A 16366-nucleotide genomic window follows, 5' to 3' on the forward strand; every position below is an offset into this window, starting at 1 on the left:
CCCGCGGCGTGTTCGAAATGGCCGGGTGGGGTGCGCGCGCGGCGGTGCGGAAGAATCGCGGTCGACATGGACGACCACGACGCTCCCCAATCGGCATCGCGGCCCGGTTCGCGACGGGCCCACGTCGTGCGGCTGGCCGTGTTCGCCGGGTTTCTGGCCGTGGTCTTCTATCTGGTGGCCGTGGCGCGGGTGATCGACATCGACGAGATCCGGGGCGTGGTGTCGGCCACGGGCCCGGCGGCGCCGCTGACCTACGTGGTGGTCTCGGCGGTGGTGGGCGCGTTGTTCGTTCCGGGCTCGATACTGGCCGCGGGCAGTGGGTTGCTGTTCGGTCCGCTACTGGGTGTCTTCGTGACGCTGGGCGCGACCGTGGGCACCGCGATCGTCGCGAGTTTCGTCGGCCGCCGCGCCGGTCGCGACAGCGCACGCGCACTGCTGGGCGGCGCCCGGGCCGATCGCATCGACGCACTGATCGGGCGTGGCGGACTGTGGGCGGTCGTCGGCCAGCGCTTCGTCCCCGGCATCTCCGACGCGCTCGCCTCGTACGCGTTCGGGGCGTTCGGAGTTCCGGTGTGGCAGATGGCCGTTGGCGCGTTCATCGGTTCGGCTCCGCGGGCTTTCGCCTACACCGCGCTGGGCGCCTCGATCGGGAATCGGTCGTCGCCGCTGGCCTACGCGGCGATAGCGGTGTGGTGCGTGAGCGCGATCGTCGGCGCGTTCGCGGCGCACCGCGGCTACCGAAAGTGGCGCGGACGCCCGGGCGACGAGGGCGACGAAACCCGGGAGCTCGATCCTCAAGGCCGCTAGCCAATCTCGGTCGCGGGTGGCCCCGATTTGTCGGTGGTGGCTGCGATGATGTCGTTATGTCTTCGATCGCATCTGTCGACGCTGTGGGGGTGAGTCCTGGTGAGCGTCTTGAGGTGTTGTTCGAGGAGTTGGCGGAGTTGAGCGGTCAGCGCAATGCGATCGACGGGCGCATCGTGGAGATCGTGGCCGAGATCGATCGCGATGAATTGTGCGGGGTGACCGGGGCGCGGTCGGTGTCGGCGTTGGTGGCCTGGAAGACGGGCTGCTCGCCGGCTAACGCGCACACGATCACCACCATCGCGAGCCGGCTCCAAGAGTTCCCGCGCTGCGCTCAAGGCCTGCGGGAGGGCCGGCTGTCGGTCGATCAGGTCGGGGTCATCGCCGCACGCGCCGGCGCGGGATCTGATGCCCATTACGAGCAGCTGGCCAACGTGGCCACGGTGACTCAGCTGCGCACCGCGATCAAGCTCGAACCCCGCCCCGACCCCCCACCCGGACCCGAACCCCAGGGCTCGTTCACCACGACCGCCACCGAGGCGGGCAGCTGTTATCGGATCACCCTGAGCCAGCTAGATGCCGCGAAGTTCGACGCCGCGGTGGCCGCCCACCGCGAGGCGCTGATCGCCGAATGGCAACGCGACGGCGGCGCGGGCGCGGGCGCCTTGGATCAGCGGCCCCCGATGCCTAACACGGTGGAGGCGTTCCTGCGCCTGGTCGAGGCCGGCTGGGACGCCGAGGCGGCGCGCCGCCCGCACGGACAGCAGACCACCGTGGTGGTGCACGTCGATGTCGACAAGCCCGCCGCAGCACTGCATCTAGGTCCGCTGCTCACCGACGCCGAACGCCGATACCTGACCTGTGACGCCACCGCCGAAATCTGGTTCGAACGCCACGGCGAGGTCATCGGCGCCGGGCGAACCACGCGGCTGATCAACCGGCGGCTACGCCGCGCACTCGAGCACCGCGACCGCGCCTGCGCGGTCCCCGGCTGTGGCGCCACCCGCGGCCTGCACGCCCACCACATCCGGCACTGGGAAGACGGCGGCCCCACCGAGCTGACCAACCTGGTGCTGCTCTGCCCGTATCATCACCGGCTACACCATCGCGGGAGCCTCGAGATCACCGGACCCGCACACGCACTGGTGATCACCGACGACGCCGGGCGCGTGCTAAGCCCGGGATCGCTGGCCCGCCCACCCACCACACCCCCACCCACCGTCGCGCCGTGCCCGGGACCGACCGGAGAACGCGCCCAATGGTGGTGGTACACACCCTTCCAACCCCAACCACCACCGACACCCAACTAGCCGGGTTGGCGGCCACGCAACGCCAGCGCCCGATCGCGCTCAAACGCCTTGTAGCACCGAACAATTCAAACTGTGACGACGAAGATCAGGCGACGCAAGGATCAACTGCGCTAGTTCGCCGCGCGCTGCGCCGCCACGAACAGATTGCCGGGCACGTAGTCCCGCACTTCCTCGGGCGCCGCACGCCCGTAGCCGGCCATCAACTCGTCGGCCGGTGTGACGGTCACCTGCCAGCCGTGGCGGCCGAACCATTCGCCCACGTCCTCGCGTTCCTCGAAATACCAGAGCTCGTCGGTGCGGGGTATCTCCCGGTCCGGGTCCACGCCTGCCATGAGTGCGCGGATCCGGTCCATCCGCTCGCGACGCTTGGCGCGGGCCTGCGGGTCGAGGAACTTCGGGCCCAACGCCTCCACGGCGACCCGGCTGCCGGGCGCGGTCAGCCCCTGGATGCGCTCGAACAAAAGGTCTTGGGCGGCCGCCGGCAGATACGGCATCAATCCCTCGGCCGACCAGACGCTGGGCGCGTCGGCGTCAAACCCCGCCTCCCGCAACGCCGCCGGCCAATCGTGGCGCAGGTCCACCGGCACCGCGACGCGGTCGCAGGTGGGCCGCGCCCCGTGCTCGGCCAGCGTGGCCGCCTTGAAGCCCAGCACCTTGGTCTGGTCGAGTTCGTAGACCGTCGTGCCCGCCGGCCACGGCAACCGCCAGGACCGCGCGTCCAGGCCGGCCGCCAGGATCACCGCCTGGCGAATGCCTGCGCCGGTGGCGTCGAGGAAAAACTTGTCGAAAAACGCTGTGCGCGAAGCCATGTAGCCGACCATTGACTGCATCTGCAACGGCAACGTGGGCTCGGCCTCGATGATCTCGGCCGGCAACTGCGCCGCGGAATGCCAGTTCCACACGCCATCCCCGGCGGCGTCGAGGAACACCTGCGCGAATGGGTCAGAGATCAACGGGTTTTCGTTACGGGTCTCCGCCGCGCGGGCCGAGGCCACCCCCAGCGCGGTCGCCCCCACGCTTTCGGTGATCTCCCAGGTGTCGTTGTCGGTTCTGGGCACAGTCAGTTTCCTTCCGTCCGCTGCGCAGACACGAACAGCGTCTGCGGTGTGGCGTCGTCGATGTCTTGTGGTGGTCTGCGGTCGTAGCCGGCCATCAACTCCGGCGCCGCGGTGACGGTCACGTCCCAGCCGTGCCGGCCCAGCCAGTCGGCCACGTCTTCGCGTTCCTCGAAGTACCACAGGTCTTGCACGTCGGGAATGTCGCGATCGGGATCCAGTTCGGCCATCAGGTCGCGCACCCGCGCCATGGTCTGGCGTTGCCTGTCGCGGGCGTCCTCGTCGAGGAAGTCGGGACCGGGCGCCTCCACGGCGATCCGGCTGCCGTGTGCTCCGAGCGCCTGTACCCGCTCGAACAACCGCTCCTGGGCGGCCGCCGGCAGAAACGGCAACAGTCCCTCGGCCGACCACACGCTGGGCGCGTCGGCGTCAATCCCGCCCGCTGCAAGGCCGACGGCCAGTCGTGACGCAGGTCGACGGGAACGCTGACCAGCTCGCAGGTCGGCTCGGCCCCCTCGTCTCGCAGCGTCGAGGCCTTGAAATCGAGCACCCGCGGCTGATCCAGCTCGTACACCGTGGTGCCGTCCGGCCAGGGCAGCCGCCACGCCCGCGAGTCCAGCCCCGCCGCCAGGATCACCACCTGCCGCACGCCCGCGCCGGTCGCATCGAGGAAGAACCGGTCGAAGAACGCCGTCCGCGCGGCCATGTAGTCGACCATCCCCTGCATCCGCGGCTTCAGGTCCGGGTCGATCTCGGCGATCTGGGCGGGCAGATCGGGGGCCGCGAACCAGTCCCACATGCCCGGCCCGGCGGCCTGCAGGAACACCCGCGCGAACGGGTCGCTGATCAGCGGGTTCTCGCTCTCGGTTTCCGCGGCCCGGGCCGCCGCCACGCCGAGCGCCGTCGCGCCCACGCTCTCGGTGATCTCCCAGCTGTCGTCGTCCGTCCTGGCCACGCCGCTGCCCCCAATTCGCTAGCACACCTACCTACCCGACCCTACGCGCGCCGGATGAGTGGGAGCTGTCAACGAACCGGGTATTGCGTTAACTTGTCGGCGGGCCACTGCGCAGGCCGACAGCACGGCGTCAGCGGTGCCGAGCGAAGCCGAAGGATCCTCAATACATGCGAGTCGACGGGCGCGACATCATCGTTTCCGGCGACTTGCTGCAGCCATTGACCCGGCGGACCAACGACATCCTGCGCCTGATCCTGGCCGTGCTTTTCCTGGCGCTGGTGATCACGGGTTCGGTGGTGACCCGACCGCAGTGGATCGCGCTGGAGAAATCCGTCTCGCAGATCGTCGGCGTCTTGTCGCCGACCCAATCCGACGTGGTGTACCTGATCTACGGATTGGCGATCGTGGCATTGCCGTTCATGATCCTCATCGGGCTGATCGTCGCCGGGCAGTGGAAACTGCTGGGCGCCTACGCCACCGCGGGGCTGAGCGCGAACGTGTTGTTGTCGATCAGGGCCAGCGGCATCGCCTCACCACGGTGGCACTTCGACGTTCACGATCGGCTCAGCACGGTTCCGGCGCAATTCCTCGACGACCCTCGCTGGATCGGGATGCTGGCGGCGGTGCTGACGGTTTCGGGCCCCTGGCTGCCGGCGCGCTGGCGGCACTGGTGGTGGGCCCTGCTGCTGGCCTTCGTGCCCATCCACTTGGTGATCAGCGCCATCGTCCCGGCGCGCTCGTTGGTGGGCCTGGCGGTCGGGTGGGTGGTGGGCGCGCTGGTGGTGCTCGTCGTCGGCACGCCGGCGCTCGAGGTGCCGTTGGACGCCGCGGTGCGCGCCCTGGCCAAGGCCGGCTTCGCGGTCTCGCGGCTCACCGTGGTCCGGCCGGCCGGCCGTGGCCCGCTGATCCTCACGGCCGACGGCGAACATCTCGGTGACACGGCGCTGATCGAGTTGTACGGCCCGCATCAGCGCAGCGGCGGGGCGCTGCGCCAGCTCTGGGGAAAGCTCAAGCTGCGCGACGCCGAAACCGCGCCCCTGGTGACCTCCATGCGCCGTGCCGTGGAGCACCGCGCGCTGATGGCGATCGCCATCGGTGACGCGGGCCTGGCCAACACGGCGACGGTCGCGGTCGCGCCGCTGGACCGGGGCTGGATGCTGTATTCGCACCGGCCCCCTCGCGGCACCCCCATCGACGAATGCGCGACGGCGACTCCCGTTGCCCGGCTGTGGGAATCGCTGCGCGTCCTCAACGACCACCAGATCGCCCACGGCGATCTGCGCAGCCACCACATCACCGTGGAGGACGACACCGTGATGTTCGGCGGTTTCGGCAGCGCCGAATACGGGGCCACCGACGCCCAACTGCAATCCGACATCGCGCAGCTGCTGGTGACGACGTCCGCGCTGTACGAGCCGAAGTCCGCGGTGCGCGCGGCGATCGAGGTGTTCGGCAAGGACACCATCCTTTCCGCGTCCCGCCGGCTCACTAAAGTCGCTGTGCCGCGGTTTATTCGGAGATCCATACCGGACGCCGGAACCGTCATCTCCGGCGCGCGGGCCGAGGTCAAGCGCCAAACCGGCGCCGATCAGATCAAGCCCCAGACCATCACCAGGTTCACCCGCAGCCAGATCGTGCAACTGGTGCTCTTCGGCGCGCTGGTCTATGTCGCGTACCCCTTCATCAGCACGGCGCCGACATTCTTCTCCCAGCTGCGGACCGCGAATTGGTGGTGGGCGCTGCTTGGCCTGCTGGTGTCGGCGCTGACGTACGTCGGGGCGGCCGCCGCGCTGTGGGCCTGCGCCGACGGCATGGTGAACTTCTGGACGCTGTCAATCGCGCAGGTGGCCAACACCTTTGCCGCAACCACCACCCCGGCGGGTGTCGGCGGGCTGGCGCTGAGCACGCGGTTCTTGCAGAAGAGCGGCCTGTCGGCGATGCGGGCCACCGCGGCGGTGGCCCTGCAGCAGTCGGTACAGGTGATCGCCCACCTCGCGCTGCTGGTGTTGTTCAGCGCCGCCGCCGGGGCGTCGATGAACCTGCGGCATTTCGTGCCGAGCGCGACGCTGCTGTACCTGATCGCCGGGATCGCGCTGGGCATAATCGGTGCGTTCCTGTTCGTGCCCACGCTGCGCAAGTGGCTGGCGACCGAGGTGCGCCCCAAGCTGAACGAGGTGGTGACCGATCTGGTCAAGCTAGCCCGGGAACCGAAGCGGTTGGCGCTGATCCTGCTGGGTTGTGCGGGCACCACCCTCGGCGCGGCGCTGGCGCTGTGGGCCAGCATCGAAGCCTTCGGCGGCGGAACGACTTTCGTCGCCGTCACGGTGGTCACCATGGTCGGCGGCACGCTGGCCTCCGCGGCCCCCACGCCCGGCGGTGTCGGGGCGGTCGAGGCGGCGTTGATCGGTGGGCTGGCCGCCTTCGGCGTGCCGGCGGCCGTCGGCGTGCCATCGGTCCTGCTGTACCGCATGCTGACCTGCTGGCTGCCCGTATTCGTCGGCTGGCCCGTGATGCGGTGGCTGACCGCCAACGAGATGGTCTGAGGGGGCCTAGCTTTCGGACTCGGCCTGCGCGACCACGAGAACCGTTGCGGTGCGCACGCTGTGGCCAACGGTGGTGGTCACCGACGCCAGGTAATAGTCCTCGGGCATCGACCGCGCGACCGTGATGGGAACGGTGACGCTGGCCGAGCCGTCGGCCCCGAACCGGCCCGATGTCGGCTGCACGCTGATCCCGACGTCCGAGGAGGTGCCCGCGACGGTGTAACCGTCGGCGGTGTCGGTCATGCGTTGCGCATCGAGGGTGACGGTGCCCGTGTGCCCCGGCGCGATCGTCACGACGGGTTGGGCGACGTTGACCGCCACTGCCGAGCTGCCCGCCCCATACGACGGCGGCGCGTCGGATTGCGCTGTGCCCCAGCGCTTATCGGGATAGGAGGCAAGCGAGTATGCCAGCGTGCCGCCGGTGCGGATGATCGACTCGGGCAGCGACGTGTGCTCGGTGGCCTGGCCGTCGACCTTCAGGCCGCTGATGTATTTGAGGTGGTGCGGTCCGGACGCGCCCGGGGCGACGATCCGCAGGGATTTGTTTGCCGGCAGCGCGATTTCGACACGGTCGAACAGCGGTGCGCCGACGGTGAGGATCGGCGTCCCCGGAGTGGCCGGGTACAGCCCCAGCGCCGCCCACACGTACCAGCTGGCCAGGGCCCCCAGGTCGTCGTTGCCCGGTTCACCGTCGGCGGTCGGGGCGAAGAGCCCGCGCACCCGGTCGACGGTGCGCTGAGTCTTCCACGGTTGACCGATGTAGTTATACAGCCACGGCACACCGAAACTCGGTTCGTTGCCGGCCCACAGGTAGGGCTGGTTGGGGCCGACGTTGAGCTTCTCGGTGAACCGGTCGAGCCGGTCGGCCACGGCCGCGCGGCCCCCGAGCGCGGTCACCAGTCCCGCCACGTTGTGTGGCACCGACCAGACATACTGTTCGGCGTTGCCCTCGTCGTACCCGACCTGGCCGAAGTTCTCCGGGGCCACCACGAACCCGGGACCGGGACGGAAGAACCCGGTCCAGCTGCGGGGCAAGACGTATCGCGTGGTGGGATTGAACAGGTTCTGCCAATACTGCGCCCGGTTCGCGAATTCGGTGGCGGTCGCGGCGTCACCCAGCGAGTCGGCGAATCGGGAAATGGTGAAGTCGTCGACCGACCACTCGAGGGTGATCGACGCGTCGGCGATCCAGCCGTTGCGGCCGAACTCCAAGGTGAACGGCGCATAGCCGAGCCGCAGGTAGGTGCCGATGCCACGGCGCTCGATGTAGCCGGCCAGGCCTACGCCGCCTCTCGTCGCCCCGTCCACCATGTAGCGCAGCGCCGTTTTGACGTCAAAGTCTTTGGCCCCGAACGCGTTCAGGTTCACGATCAGCGGGGTCACGCTGTCCCCGCTCATCTCGCCGGTCGCGGCGTTGGCGAACGCCCAGCGCGGCAGGGCGCCGCTCTGCTCGGCGTCGTTCACCAGCGATTGGGCCATGTCGCTGGCCCGCTCCGGAAACAGCAACGCCTGCAGCGCCGCCAGGCAGCGGTAGGTGTCCCAATCGGAGAAGTTGGCGTACTGCGTGTGGCCCGCGGCGACCGTGTGGATGGCGCCGTCGAACCCGACGTAGCGCCCGTCGGCGTCGTTGAACATGTTGGGGTGCAACAACGATCGATACAGCGAGGTGTAGAAGGTGGTCAGATCGTCGGCGTTGCGGCCGGCCACCGACACGCGGGACAGCACGGCGTTCCATTCGCGGGACGCGGCGCCGCGAACGTCGTCGAAGCCCGCCGCACCCTCGGCCGCCAGGTTCGCCCGGGCCCCCTCGATGCCGACGTAGGAGATCGCGGTGCGCACCTCGAGCGTCGAGCCGGCCGGGAATTCGACGTAGCCGCCGCTGTACGGCGCGTTGGCGCTGCGGGCGCCGGGATAGACGGCAGCGCCATCCCAGGATCCGTATGCGGTGAAGGGCCGGTTGAACTTCATCGCGAAATACACCGTGTAGGCGTTCGGTTTGTCGCAGAATCCCCCGCTGGTGGCCCACCCGGTGATCGTGGTGTTGTCCTCCCCGATCTGGATGGTCGCGCGCGAGTTGCCCGCCAGCGACGAGCCGGAGCGCACCTGGAGCACCGCGGGCCGGCCGTTGCGCGGATAGCTGAACCGGCCGACGCCCGTGTGCGCGGTGGCGGTGAGTTCCGCTTTGACCCCGGTCCCGGGGAACCGCACCGTGTAATAGCCGGGCACACCCTGCTCGCTGTCGTCATGGGCGATGCTTTCGGCGGTGTTCCAGGGTTGGGCGCTGACACCGCCGGTGACCGGCAGCATCGAGATGTCGCCGAACGCAGCGCATCCCACCGAGGCGTGGGTCATGCTGAACCCGCTCGCGCGCGGGTTGTCGTAGTTGTAGCCGGCGTAGTTGCCGACGGTGTCCGGCGAGTACTGCACCATCCCGAAGGGGACGGTGGCGCCCGGGAAATTGTTGATCTCCCCCACGGTCTCGCCGCCCGTCCCGGTGCCGATGAGCGTCGCAACGTGGTCGACCGGATTCGCCACGAACAGCGGCGGGCCGTCGTACCCCCTGGGTGGGGCCGCGGCGATGAAGACCATGAACACAGCCGACGCCGCGATGACCGCAATGAGGGCCCGCCGCGACCGCATACCTGTCTAATACTCCGAACCGGACCGGAAAATGCCGTATTCGTGTGGCGTTTCGGCCGGCGAATTGGATAACTATTGGCGCCGCGTGGCGGCGCCACGAGAAAGTCCAAAAGATACCGGCAAAGCGACTGTGTTTTTCCGTTAGTGTCATGCCCAGCACGGCTGGCGCTGGTACCGGCCCAATTCTTGGGAGATCGGATCGATGAAACATTTGCCACTAGCAACCATTTCCGTGGCGCTGGCTTTGGCGCTCGTCGGTTGCGGCCAGGACCACAAATCCGGCGATAAAACGTCGACGTCCACGTCGACGACGACGTCGTCGGCCACCTCCACGTCGTCGCAAAGCGGCGCGGCGCCGGCGGCGAAGGCCAAGTACACCATCGCCGACTACGTCAAGGACAACAACATCGCCGAGACGCCCGTGCACCACGGCGATCCCGGCCCGAACGTCGACCTCCCGGTGCCCGCCGGCTGGCAACTCAACCAGAATTCCGGCACCTCCTATGGCGGCATCGTGCAGAGCCAGCCCGCCAATCCCGCCGACCCGCCCACGGTTTCGGCGCTGTTCTCCAAGCTGAGCGGCAATGTCGATCCGGCGAAGCTCATCCAATACGCCCCGGGCGAGGTGCAGAACCTGCCCGGATACCACGGCGGCGGCAACGGCTCCGCGTCCACGCTCGGCGGTTTCCAGGCCTGGCAGGTGGGCGGCACCTACCAGCGGGGCGGCCAGACCCGGGTCATCGCGCAGAAAACGGTCGTGATCCCCAGTCAGGGCGCGGTCTATGTGCTGCAGCTCAACGCCGACGGGCTGGAAAGCGATCAGGGCCCGCTGATGGACGCCACCAGCATCATCGACGACCAGACCACCATCACCGGCTGAAACGGGCGCCGCGGGGCCGGGTTGGCCCTACGGTGAACGCATGACAGAGCAGTCATATGCGGTGGATGCCGGGCACCCGCCGTCGGCGCTGATGCGTCTGGTCAATCCGATGATGGGGTTCTTGCTGCGCAGTCCGCTGGCCAGCCTGGTCCGCAACCAGTTCATGGTGCTGAGCTTCACCGGACGCAAGACGGGACGCGCCTATTCAATCCCGTTGAGCGCCCATGTGATTGACGGTGAGCTTTACGCGCTGACCGGCAACCCGTGGAAACAGAACTTCCGCGACGGTGGACCCGTCCAGGTCGTGTACGCCGGCAAGATGACGGCGATGCGCGGCGAGCTCATCCGAGACCGGGCCGTCGTGTCCGACCTGTTGGTGCGCTGCGCCGAGTCCTACGGCGTCCAGCGCGCACAACGCATGATCGGATTGAAGTTCCGCGACCAGCGCATACCGAGCCGGGACGAGTTCGCCGAGGCGGTCGACCGGCTGCATCTGGGTGCGGTTCGGCTGAGTCCGGCGCCATAGCACCGCACCCGCTCAGATGGTGTCGCCGCCCTCGGGCTCATGCAGGTGCGCGCCTCGCAGGCGCTGGTCGAATCGCGAGCGCGCGGTGATGACCTCTTTGCCCAGCGCCGAGAAGTCCTCGGCGATCCGTTGGGCGAGCAGTCCGAGCTTCGTGTTTCCCGACTGGGACAGCGTTTTGAGCATGTTGAACGCGGCGTCTTCGTCGATGCCGTAGACCAGCATCAGCATGCCCTTGGTCCGCTCGATCACACCGCGGCGCCCGACGATTTCGGCGACCTTCGCGCTGATGGATTCCTCGCGGCCGCGGGCGGGTGTCGGCGTGATTTCGATATAGAAGCCGTGCGTTCCGACGACGGTGCCGTCGTCATCGCAGAATGGGTCGCCCGCCACCAGGACGTGGTGGATCATGCCGGCGGTGTCCACGATGCGATGCCGCGTGCTGAATGCCTGACGGCGCCTGATCATCGCGTTGATGCAGTCGGTCACCTGGGGACGGTCGGCCGGATGCTTGTGCGACAGCACCAGTTCCGTGGTGGGTGTCACGGTGCCGGGTTGGTACCCGTGCATGCGCTGGACCTGGTCGGACCACTCCCAGCGGTGGCCTTCGAAGTAGAAGCGGAACCAGCCCGCGCATTGCGGGGTCGCACCGGCCAGGCCGCGCTCGATCGCGGCGGCGTGGCTGTCTAGTTTCCAAGCCATGGCTGGCGTTTCGCGTGGTGGGCGCCAAAATTCGGTAGCGATCGCTGCTGGATCGCTACCGCCCGGGCGGGAAAACCGGTACTGGACATGCAGGAGTGGGATACCCACATGGCGGTTAGGTTACATTTTCTGACCAGTGGTCATGCCCGGAATGTAAAAATTGCCGGGCGAGTAAGTTTGGCGTTCAGATCCGCCGCCGCAGTCGTTCGACGAGGTCGACCAGCTTCGCGTGGTGCGACCCGGGCCAGTAGATCCGGCCGCATTGCGCGCACCGACTGAAGTCGTCGTAGTGCGCCCATCGCCTCCAACACGTCTTTGACGCTCTGGTGGGGTTTGAAGGGGCGGCGCACGGTGTGCCCGCGCAACGGCGCCGCGACAAAGTCGTTGAGTTCGGCGTATGCCCGAACTTCGACGTAGCCGGTCGGCTCGCTCACGCAGGTCCCGCGCCCGCGGCCGCGCGGGTTCGGGTGACGACGGGCCGCTCGAATCCGGCGTCGACCGCGGCCCGCTGCACCGCCGCGCCGACCGCATCCGCACGGTCCACTGGCACCAGCGCGATCACACAGCCGCCGAAGCCGCCGCCGGTCATCCGCGCCCCCAGCGCGCCCGCGCGCACCGCGGTGTCGGCGATCAGGTCGATGCGCTCGGTGGTGATCCCGAAGTCGTCGCGCATGGAGGCGTGCGAGGCGGTGAAGATCCGCCCCGCCGCGGGGTAGTCCGAATTGCGCAGCGCCGCAACGCAATCGATCACCCTCTGGTTTTCGGTGAGCACGTGGCGGGCGCGGCGGGCGTCGACCGGGTCGCGCACCGCCGTCAGGTCGGCGGGCCCACGATCGGCGACCTCGCGCAGCGACGACGCCGACAGGTCGGCCGAAGCCCGCTCGCACGACGCGCGCCGCGCCGCGTAGTCGCCGCCGGCGTGGCTGTGACGTTCCCGGGAATCGATCAGCAACAACGCAACACCCGCGGCGGCCGGGTCGAAAACGACGGGCGTGATCGCGAGGTCGGCGAAGTCGATCAGCACCGCGGTGGCCTCGCGGCCGAACAGGGTGGCAAGCTGGTCGAGCAAACCCGTTGGCGCGCCGACGTATTCGTTTTCGGCGCGCTGGGCCAGCCGCGCCTGATCCTTGGCGTCGATGCGAACATCCGCGGCCGACGCGATCGCACCCAGCGCCGCGCATTCCAGCGCCGCCGACGACGACAGGCCGGAGCCCATCTGCACGTCGCTGGTGATCGACATGGTGCCGCCGGGCACCGGGTGGCCGCCCTGGCGCAGCGCCCAGATCACCCCGGCCACGTAGGCCGCCCAACCGGCCACCTCGCCGGGAACGGTGCCGATCCGAACGCGCACCGGAGCATCGGCGCGGTCGCTGACAACGGTGATCCCGTCGTCGTCGGCGGGCGCGAACGTCGCCACGGTGCGCTGCGGTAGCGCGATGGGCAACGCGAAACCCAGGTTGTAGTCGGTGTGTTCGCCGATCAGGTTGATCCGCCCCGGGGCGGCGTAGCGGATCGGCGCGGTCATTGCGCGAGGTCCCGCAACAGCCCGGCCACGCCTTCCGGCGTGACGTCACCGATGAAGGCGTCCATCGCCGATTCGGAGGCCGCCAGGTACTTGAGCTTGGTGGCGCTGCGCCGGATGGACATCAGCTCGACGTGGAAATAGCCCTCGGCCTGGGCCGCGGTGTCGGCGTATTGGTGCAGCGCCGAAATGTAGGGTAGCGGCGCGGAATACAGCCGGTCGAAACGCTTGAGCACGTCGAGGTACACCTCGACGAACGCGTCGGATTCGTGCTCGCCGAGTTCGGTCAGGTTGCGCACGAACCGGTTCGGGTAGATGTGCACCTCCACCGGCCAGCGCGCCGCGAACGGCACGAACGCGGTGAACAGCTCGTTGCCCGCGACGACGCGGCTGCCGTCGGCGACCTCACGGGCCAGCAGGTCACCGAACAGGTTGCCGCCGTGCCGCTTTCGATACGCACGCGCCTGCTCCAGCATGGCGGCGGTGCGCGGCGTCAGATAGGGGTAGCCGTAGATCTGACCGTGCGGGTGGGTCAACGTCACCCCGATCTCCTCGCCGCGGTTCTCGAAGCAGAACACCTGCTCGATGCCCGGCCTGGCCATCAGGTCGGCGGTGCGATGCCGCCACGCCTCGACGACCAGCCGCGCGTGCGCCGGCTCGAGCTGGGCGACGGATCCGGTGTGATCGGCGGAAAAACAGATCACTTCGCAGCGGCCGTGCCCGGGCGCGGCCGCAAACCCGTCATCGCCGGGCACGGGCGGTGAGGCCGGCGACGACGGCAGCGCTCCGGACAGGCTGGGGAATCGGTTCTCGAAGACGACGACGTCGTAGTCGGGTGCGGGCACCTCACTGGTCAGCCCGGTCGGGCCCGGGCACAACGGGCACGCCTGTCGCGGCGGCTTGTAGGTGCGGTCCTGGCGCAACGCCGCGATGATCACCCACTGCCCGGTGGTCCGGTCGAACCGCAACTGCGACTGCTCAGGGGCGCGCGCCGGCAGCGGCCTGCGGTCTTCGACCGGCGCCGGCCGGTGCCCCGGCAACGCGAAGAACAGCAGCTCACGACCGTCGGCCAGCTTCGCGCGCGTCGGCTCGGTCACGATGTCGAAGACTACTTTGGTCGCCGCGGCGCGGTTCGGGTAACCATGGGGGGTAAGCGCACGAGAGGGGTCAGCGGAATAACTGTTCTGTACGAACGCGCCCGCAATTGGGTGATCGGCTCCGACCCTGGCCTGCTTCGGTTACGCATGGCGACTCGGACGACGGCCGCGCTCGGCCTGTCGTTGCTGGCGCTCTTCATTCTGACCAGGGCGACGGGACAACCCCTGACCGTCGCCCTGCTGGGCGTCGTCATCACCATGGTCGCGTCGCGCTCCGTCAACGAACCCGACCCGCGCCAGCAGCGAATCACCATGGCGCTGTTGCCCTTGCCGGCCGCGGTGTCCATCACCGCCGCCGCGGTGCTGGCACCGCACGTGGTGGCCAGTGACGTCGTCTTCGTGATCGTGGTCTTCACCGCGGCATACATCCGGCGCTTCGGGGCGCGGGGCAGGGCGCTGGGCATGGTCGCGTTCATGTCCTACTTCTTCACGCTGTATCTGCGGGCGCGCCTCGCCGAGCTGCCCTGGATGATCGGGGCGGTCGCGGTGGGCACGGTGTGCACGTTCGTGATGAGCGCCTATGTGATGCCCGATCGACCCGAGCGGGTGCTGCGCGACACCGTGCGGGCCCTGCGCGCCCGGATGGCGATCGTCATCGACACCACGGCCGAAGCGGTGCGGACCGGCCGCCTCGACGAACGGCGGCGCCGCCGCATGCGGGCCCGCACCATCCGGCTCAACGAGACCGCCCTGTTGGTGCAGAGCCAGATCGAGGACAAGGCCGACCCCGCCACGCTGTGGCCCGGCGTCACCGCCGAGCAACTGGCCCCCTGGCTGCTCGATGCCGAGCTGGCCATCGAGTGGGTCGCCACCGCCGGTCGGCGGGCCGCCGTGCTTGTCTGCGAGGCCCCGGACTCGATCCCCGCCCCCACCCGGGCCGCGCTGGTCGACGCGCTGGCCCAACTGGCGCGAGCGATCCGGCTTCCCGAACCCGACGGGTTGCGCCGCGCCGCCGACCAGGCGCAGCGGCTGCTGGACGAGCAGTGCGACCCCGCCTCGGACCCGGACGACGCGGGCAACACGGCCGTGCGGCGCCTGGCCCTGGCGATAATCAACGCCGCCACAGCGACTTCCGACGTGCGGGCGATCGTCGACCGCGCGACCACCGGGCGCCCCCTCGATGACGCCGACGCCTCCCCCGCGGCGGAGAGCGACGCCGCCGATGACGCCGGCGAGGAAGAACAGCCCACCGGGCTGCCGCCGACCACCCGGCAAGCCATCCAGGTCTGTATCGCCGCGTCGCTGGCCATCGTCGTCGGCGAGCTGGTGTCGCCCGCGCGCTGGTATTGGGCGGTGATCGCCGCGTTCGTCATCTTCGCCGGCACCAACTCCTGGGGCGAAACCTTGACCAAGGGCTGGCAACGCCTGATCGGGACGCTGCTCGGCGTGCCCTGCGGCGTGCTGGTGGCCACGTTGCTGACCGGGCACAAGACCGCCGCGCTGGCCGGCATCTTCGTGTGCTTGTTCTGCGCCTTCTACTTCATGACGGTCACGTACAGCTTGATGACGTTCTGGATCACCACGATGCTCGCGCTGCTGTACGGCCTGCTCGGTCAATTCTCGTTCGGCGTGCTGATGCTGCGCATCGAAGAAACCGCGATCGGTGCCGTCATCGGGGCGACCGTGGCCGTCGTGGTGCTGCCGACCAACACCAGAACGGCGATACGGGTCGACACCCGGGCCTTCTTGACGAGCCTAGCGGCCCTGATCGAGGTCTCGGCCGCGACGATGTTCGGCGAGGCGGGAAGCGCCGGCCCTTCGGAGCAGGCGCGTCAGGTCGGCCGGGACCTGCAGCAGTTCCGGGTGACCGCCAAGCCGTTGCTGGCCGGCGTCGCCGGGCTGGCCGGCCGGCGCAGCATCCGCCGCGCGCTGCGGATCTTCACCGCCTGCGACCGCTACGGCCGAAGCCTGGCGCGCAGCGCCGAGCAGTATCAGGGTCCGCTCGGGTCACCCGCGCTCGCCTCGGAACTGGCGCAACTCTTTTCGGCGGCCGCCGACCAGACGCGGCGCAACATCGAAGCGTTGCAGGAAGCCATCGACGGGGGCCACGCCCCGACGCTGGTCTCGGCCGCCGACGAACTCGACGCCGCCGAGACGGTGGCCCGGCAACAGGACGGCGACGGCCGCACCGCCATGGACCCCGACACCCGGCGATTCCTCACCGCCGTGCACGCCCTCCGCCAGATCGAGCGCGCCATTATCACCGCAGCCACCAATCTCGGTGGGCGCGAAAGCGTCAAGACCGCCAGCCCCGCGTCACGCTGATCCGGGACGG

At 69.1% G+C, this 16366-nt stretch carries 11 protein-coding genes and 2 pseudogenes; 6 read left to right on the plus strand and 7 right to left on the minus strand.

The window, feature by feature from the left end; all coding sequences use genetic code 11:
* Positions 1 to 66: 66 nt before the first annotated feature.
* The gene (locus tag AC5Y5B_RS01705; RefSeq protein ID WP_500002985.1) at positions 67 to 807 is read left to right on the plus strand and encodes a TVP38/TMEM64 family protein; all 741 of its coding nucleotides are present in this window, start codon (positions 67 to 69) and stop codon (positions 805 to 807) included.
* 56 nt (positions 808 to 863) lie between these two features.
* Positions 864 to 2114 (plus strand): HNH endonuclease signature motif containing protein, encoded by a 1251-nt coding sequence (locus AC5Y5B_RS01710; protein WP_500002987.1) that lies wholly within the window; start codon positions 864 to 866, stop codon positions 2112 to 2114.
* Positions 2115 to 2224: 110 nt separating this feature from the next.
* Here the strand turns inward: AC5Y5B_RS01710 and AC5Y5B_RS01715 are convergent, their stop codons facing one another.
* Positions 2225 to 3172, minus strand: coding sequence for a class I SAM-dependent methyltransferase (locus AC5Y5B_RS01715; protein WP_112632316.1), 948 nt, complete (start codon positions 3170 to 3172; stop codon positions 2225 to 2227).
* A gap of 2 nt (positions 3173 to 3174) precedes the next feature.
* Positions 3175 to 4124 (minus strand): annotated as a pseudogene (locus AC5Y5B_RS01720) (class I SAM-dependent methyltransferase).
* A gap of 167 nt (positions 4125 to 4291) precedes the next feature.
* Between AC5Y5B_RS01720 and AC5Y5B_RS01725 the strand changes: the two are divergent.
* Complete coding sequence (locus AC5Y5B_RS01725) at positions 4292 to 6667, plus strand: lysylphosphatidylglycerol synthase transmembrane domain-containing protein (protein ID WP_112632314.1); 2376 nt, start codon at positions 4292 to 4294, stop codon at positions 6665 to 6667.
* 6 nt (positions 6668 to 6673) lie between these two features.
* On the opposite strand, the gene AC5Y5B_RS01730 is transcribed toward AC5Y5B_RS01725, so the two are convergent.
* Positions 6674 to 9307 carry a GH92 family glycosyl hydrolase gene (locus AC5Y5B_RS01730; protein WP_500002995.1) on the minus strand — a complete coding sequence of 878 codons (2634 nt, stop codon included), beginning with the start codon at positions 9305 to 9307 and terminating at the stop codon, positions 6674 to 6676.
* A 202-nt stretch (positions 9308 to 9509) separates the two neighbouring features.
* Between AC5Y5B_RS01730 and lpqN the strand changes: the two genes are divergently transcribed.
* The gene (gene lpqN / locus AC5Y5B_RS01735; RefSeq protein ID WP_500003000.1) at positions 9510 to 10187 is read left to right on the plus strand and encodes an envelope biogenesis lipoprotein LpqN; all 678 of its coding nucleotides are present in this window, start codon (positions 9510 to 9512) and stop codon (positions 10185 to 10187) included.
* A 40-nt stretch (positions 10188 to 10227) separates the two neighbouring features.
* Entirely contained in the window at positions 10228 to 10713 is a 486-nt protein-coding gene (locus AC5Y5B_RS01740; protein ID WP_112632311.1) for a hypothetical protein, read from the plus strand.
* Positions 10714 to 10725: 12 nt separating this feature from the next.
* On the opposite strand, the gene AC5Y5B_RS01745 is transcribed toward AC5Y5B_RS01740, so the two are convergent.
* The 4 genes and pseudogenes from AC5Y5B_RS01745 to galT form a co-directional block, all read right to left on the minus strand.
* A complete protein-coding gene (locus tag AC5Y5B_RS01745) occupies positions 10726 to 11412 on the minus strand; it encodes a PAS and ANTAR domain-containing protein (RefSeq protein ID WP_112632310.1) in 687 nt (228 codons plus the stop codon).
* A gap of 293 nt (positions 11413 to 11705) precedes the next feature.
* Positions 11706 to 11846, minus strand: a pseudogene (locus AC5Y5B_RS01750) (ubiquitin family protein); the annotation flags it as partial.
* Positions 11843 to 12937 (minus strand): galactokinase, encoded by a 1095-nt coding sequence (locus tag AC5Y5B_RS01755; RefSeq protein WP_500003004.1) that lies wholly within the window; start codon positions 12935 to 12937, stop codon positions 11843 to 11845. The gene AC5Y5B_RS01755 and the pseudogene AC5Y5B_RS01750, both read right to left, overlap by 4 nt.
* Positions 12934 to 14031: a galactose-1-phosphate uridylyltransferase gene (galT, locus tag AC5Y5B_RS01760; protein WP_500003006.1), complete on the minus strand. Its 1098-nt coding sequence runs from the start codon at positions 14029 to 14031 to the stop codon at positions 12934 to 12936. The genes AC5Y5B_RS01755 and galT overlap by 4 nt, the downstream gene beginning before the upstream one ends.
* Before the next feature lie 111 nt (positions 14032 to 14142).
* Here galT and AC5Y5B_RS01765 point away from each other — a divergent pair, with 111 nt between their 5' ends.
* Positions 14143 to 16356, plus strand: coding sequence for an FUSC family protein (locus tag AC5Y5B_RS01765; protein WP_500003008.1), 2214 nt, complete (start codon positions 14143 to 14145; stop codon positions 16354 to 16356).
* Positions 16357 to 16366: the final 10 nt, after the last annotated feature.

The sequence above is a fragment of the Mycobacterium sp. NGS33 genome (assembly GCF_059812885.1).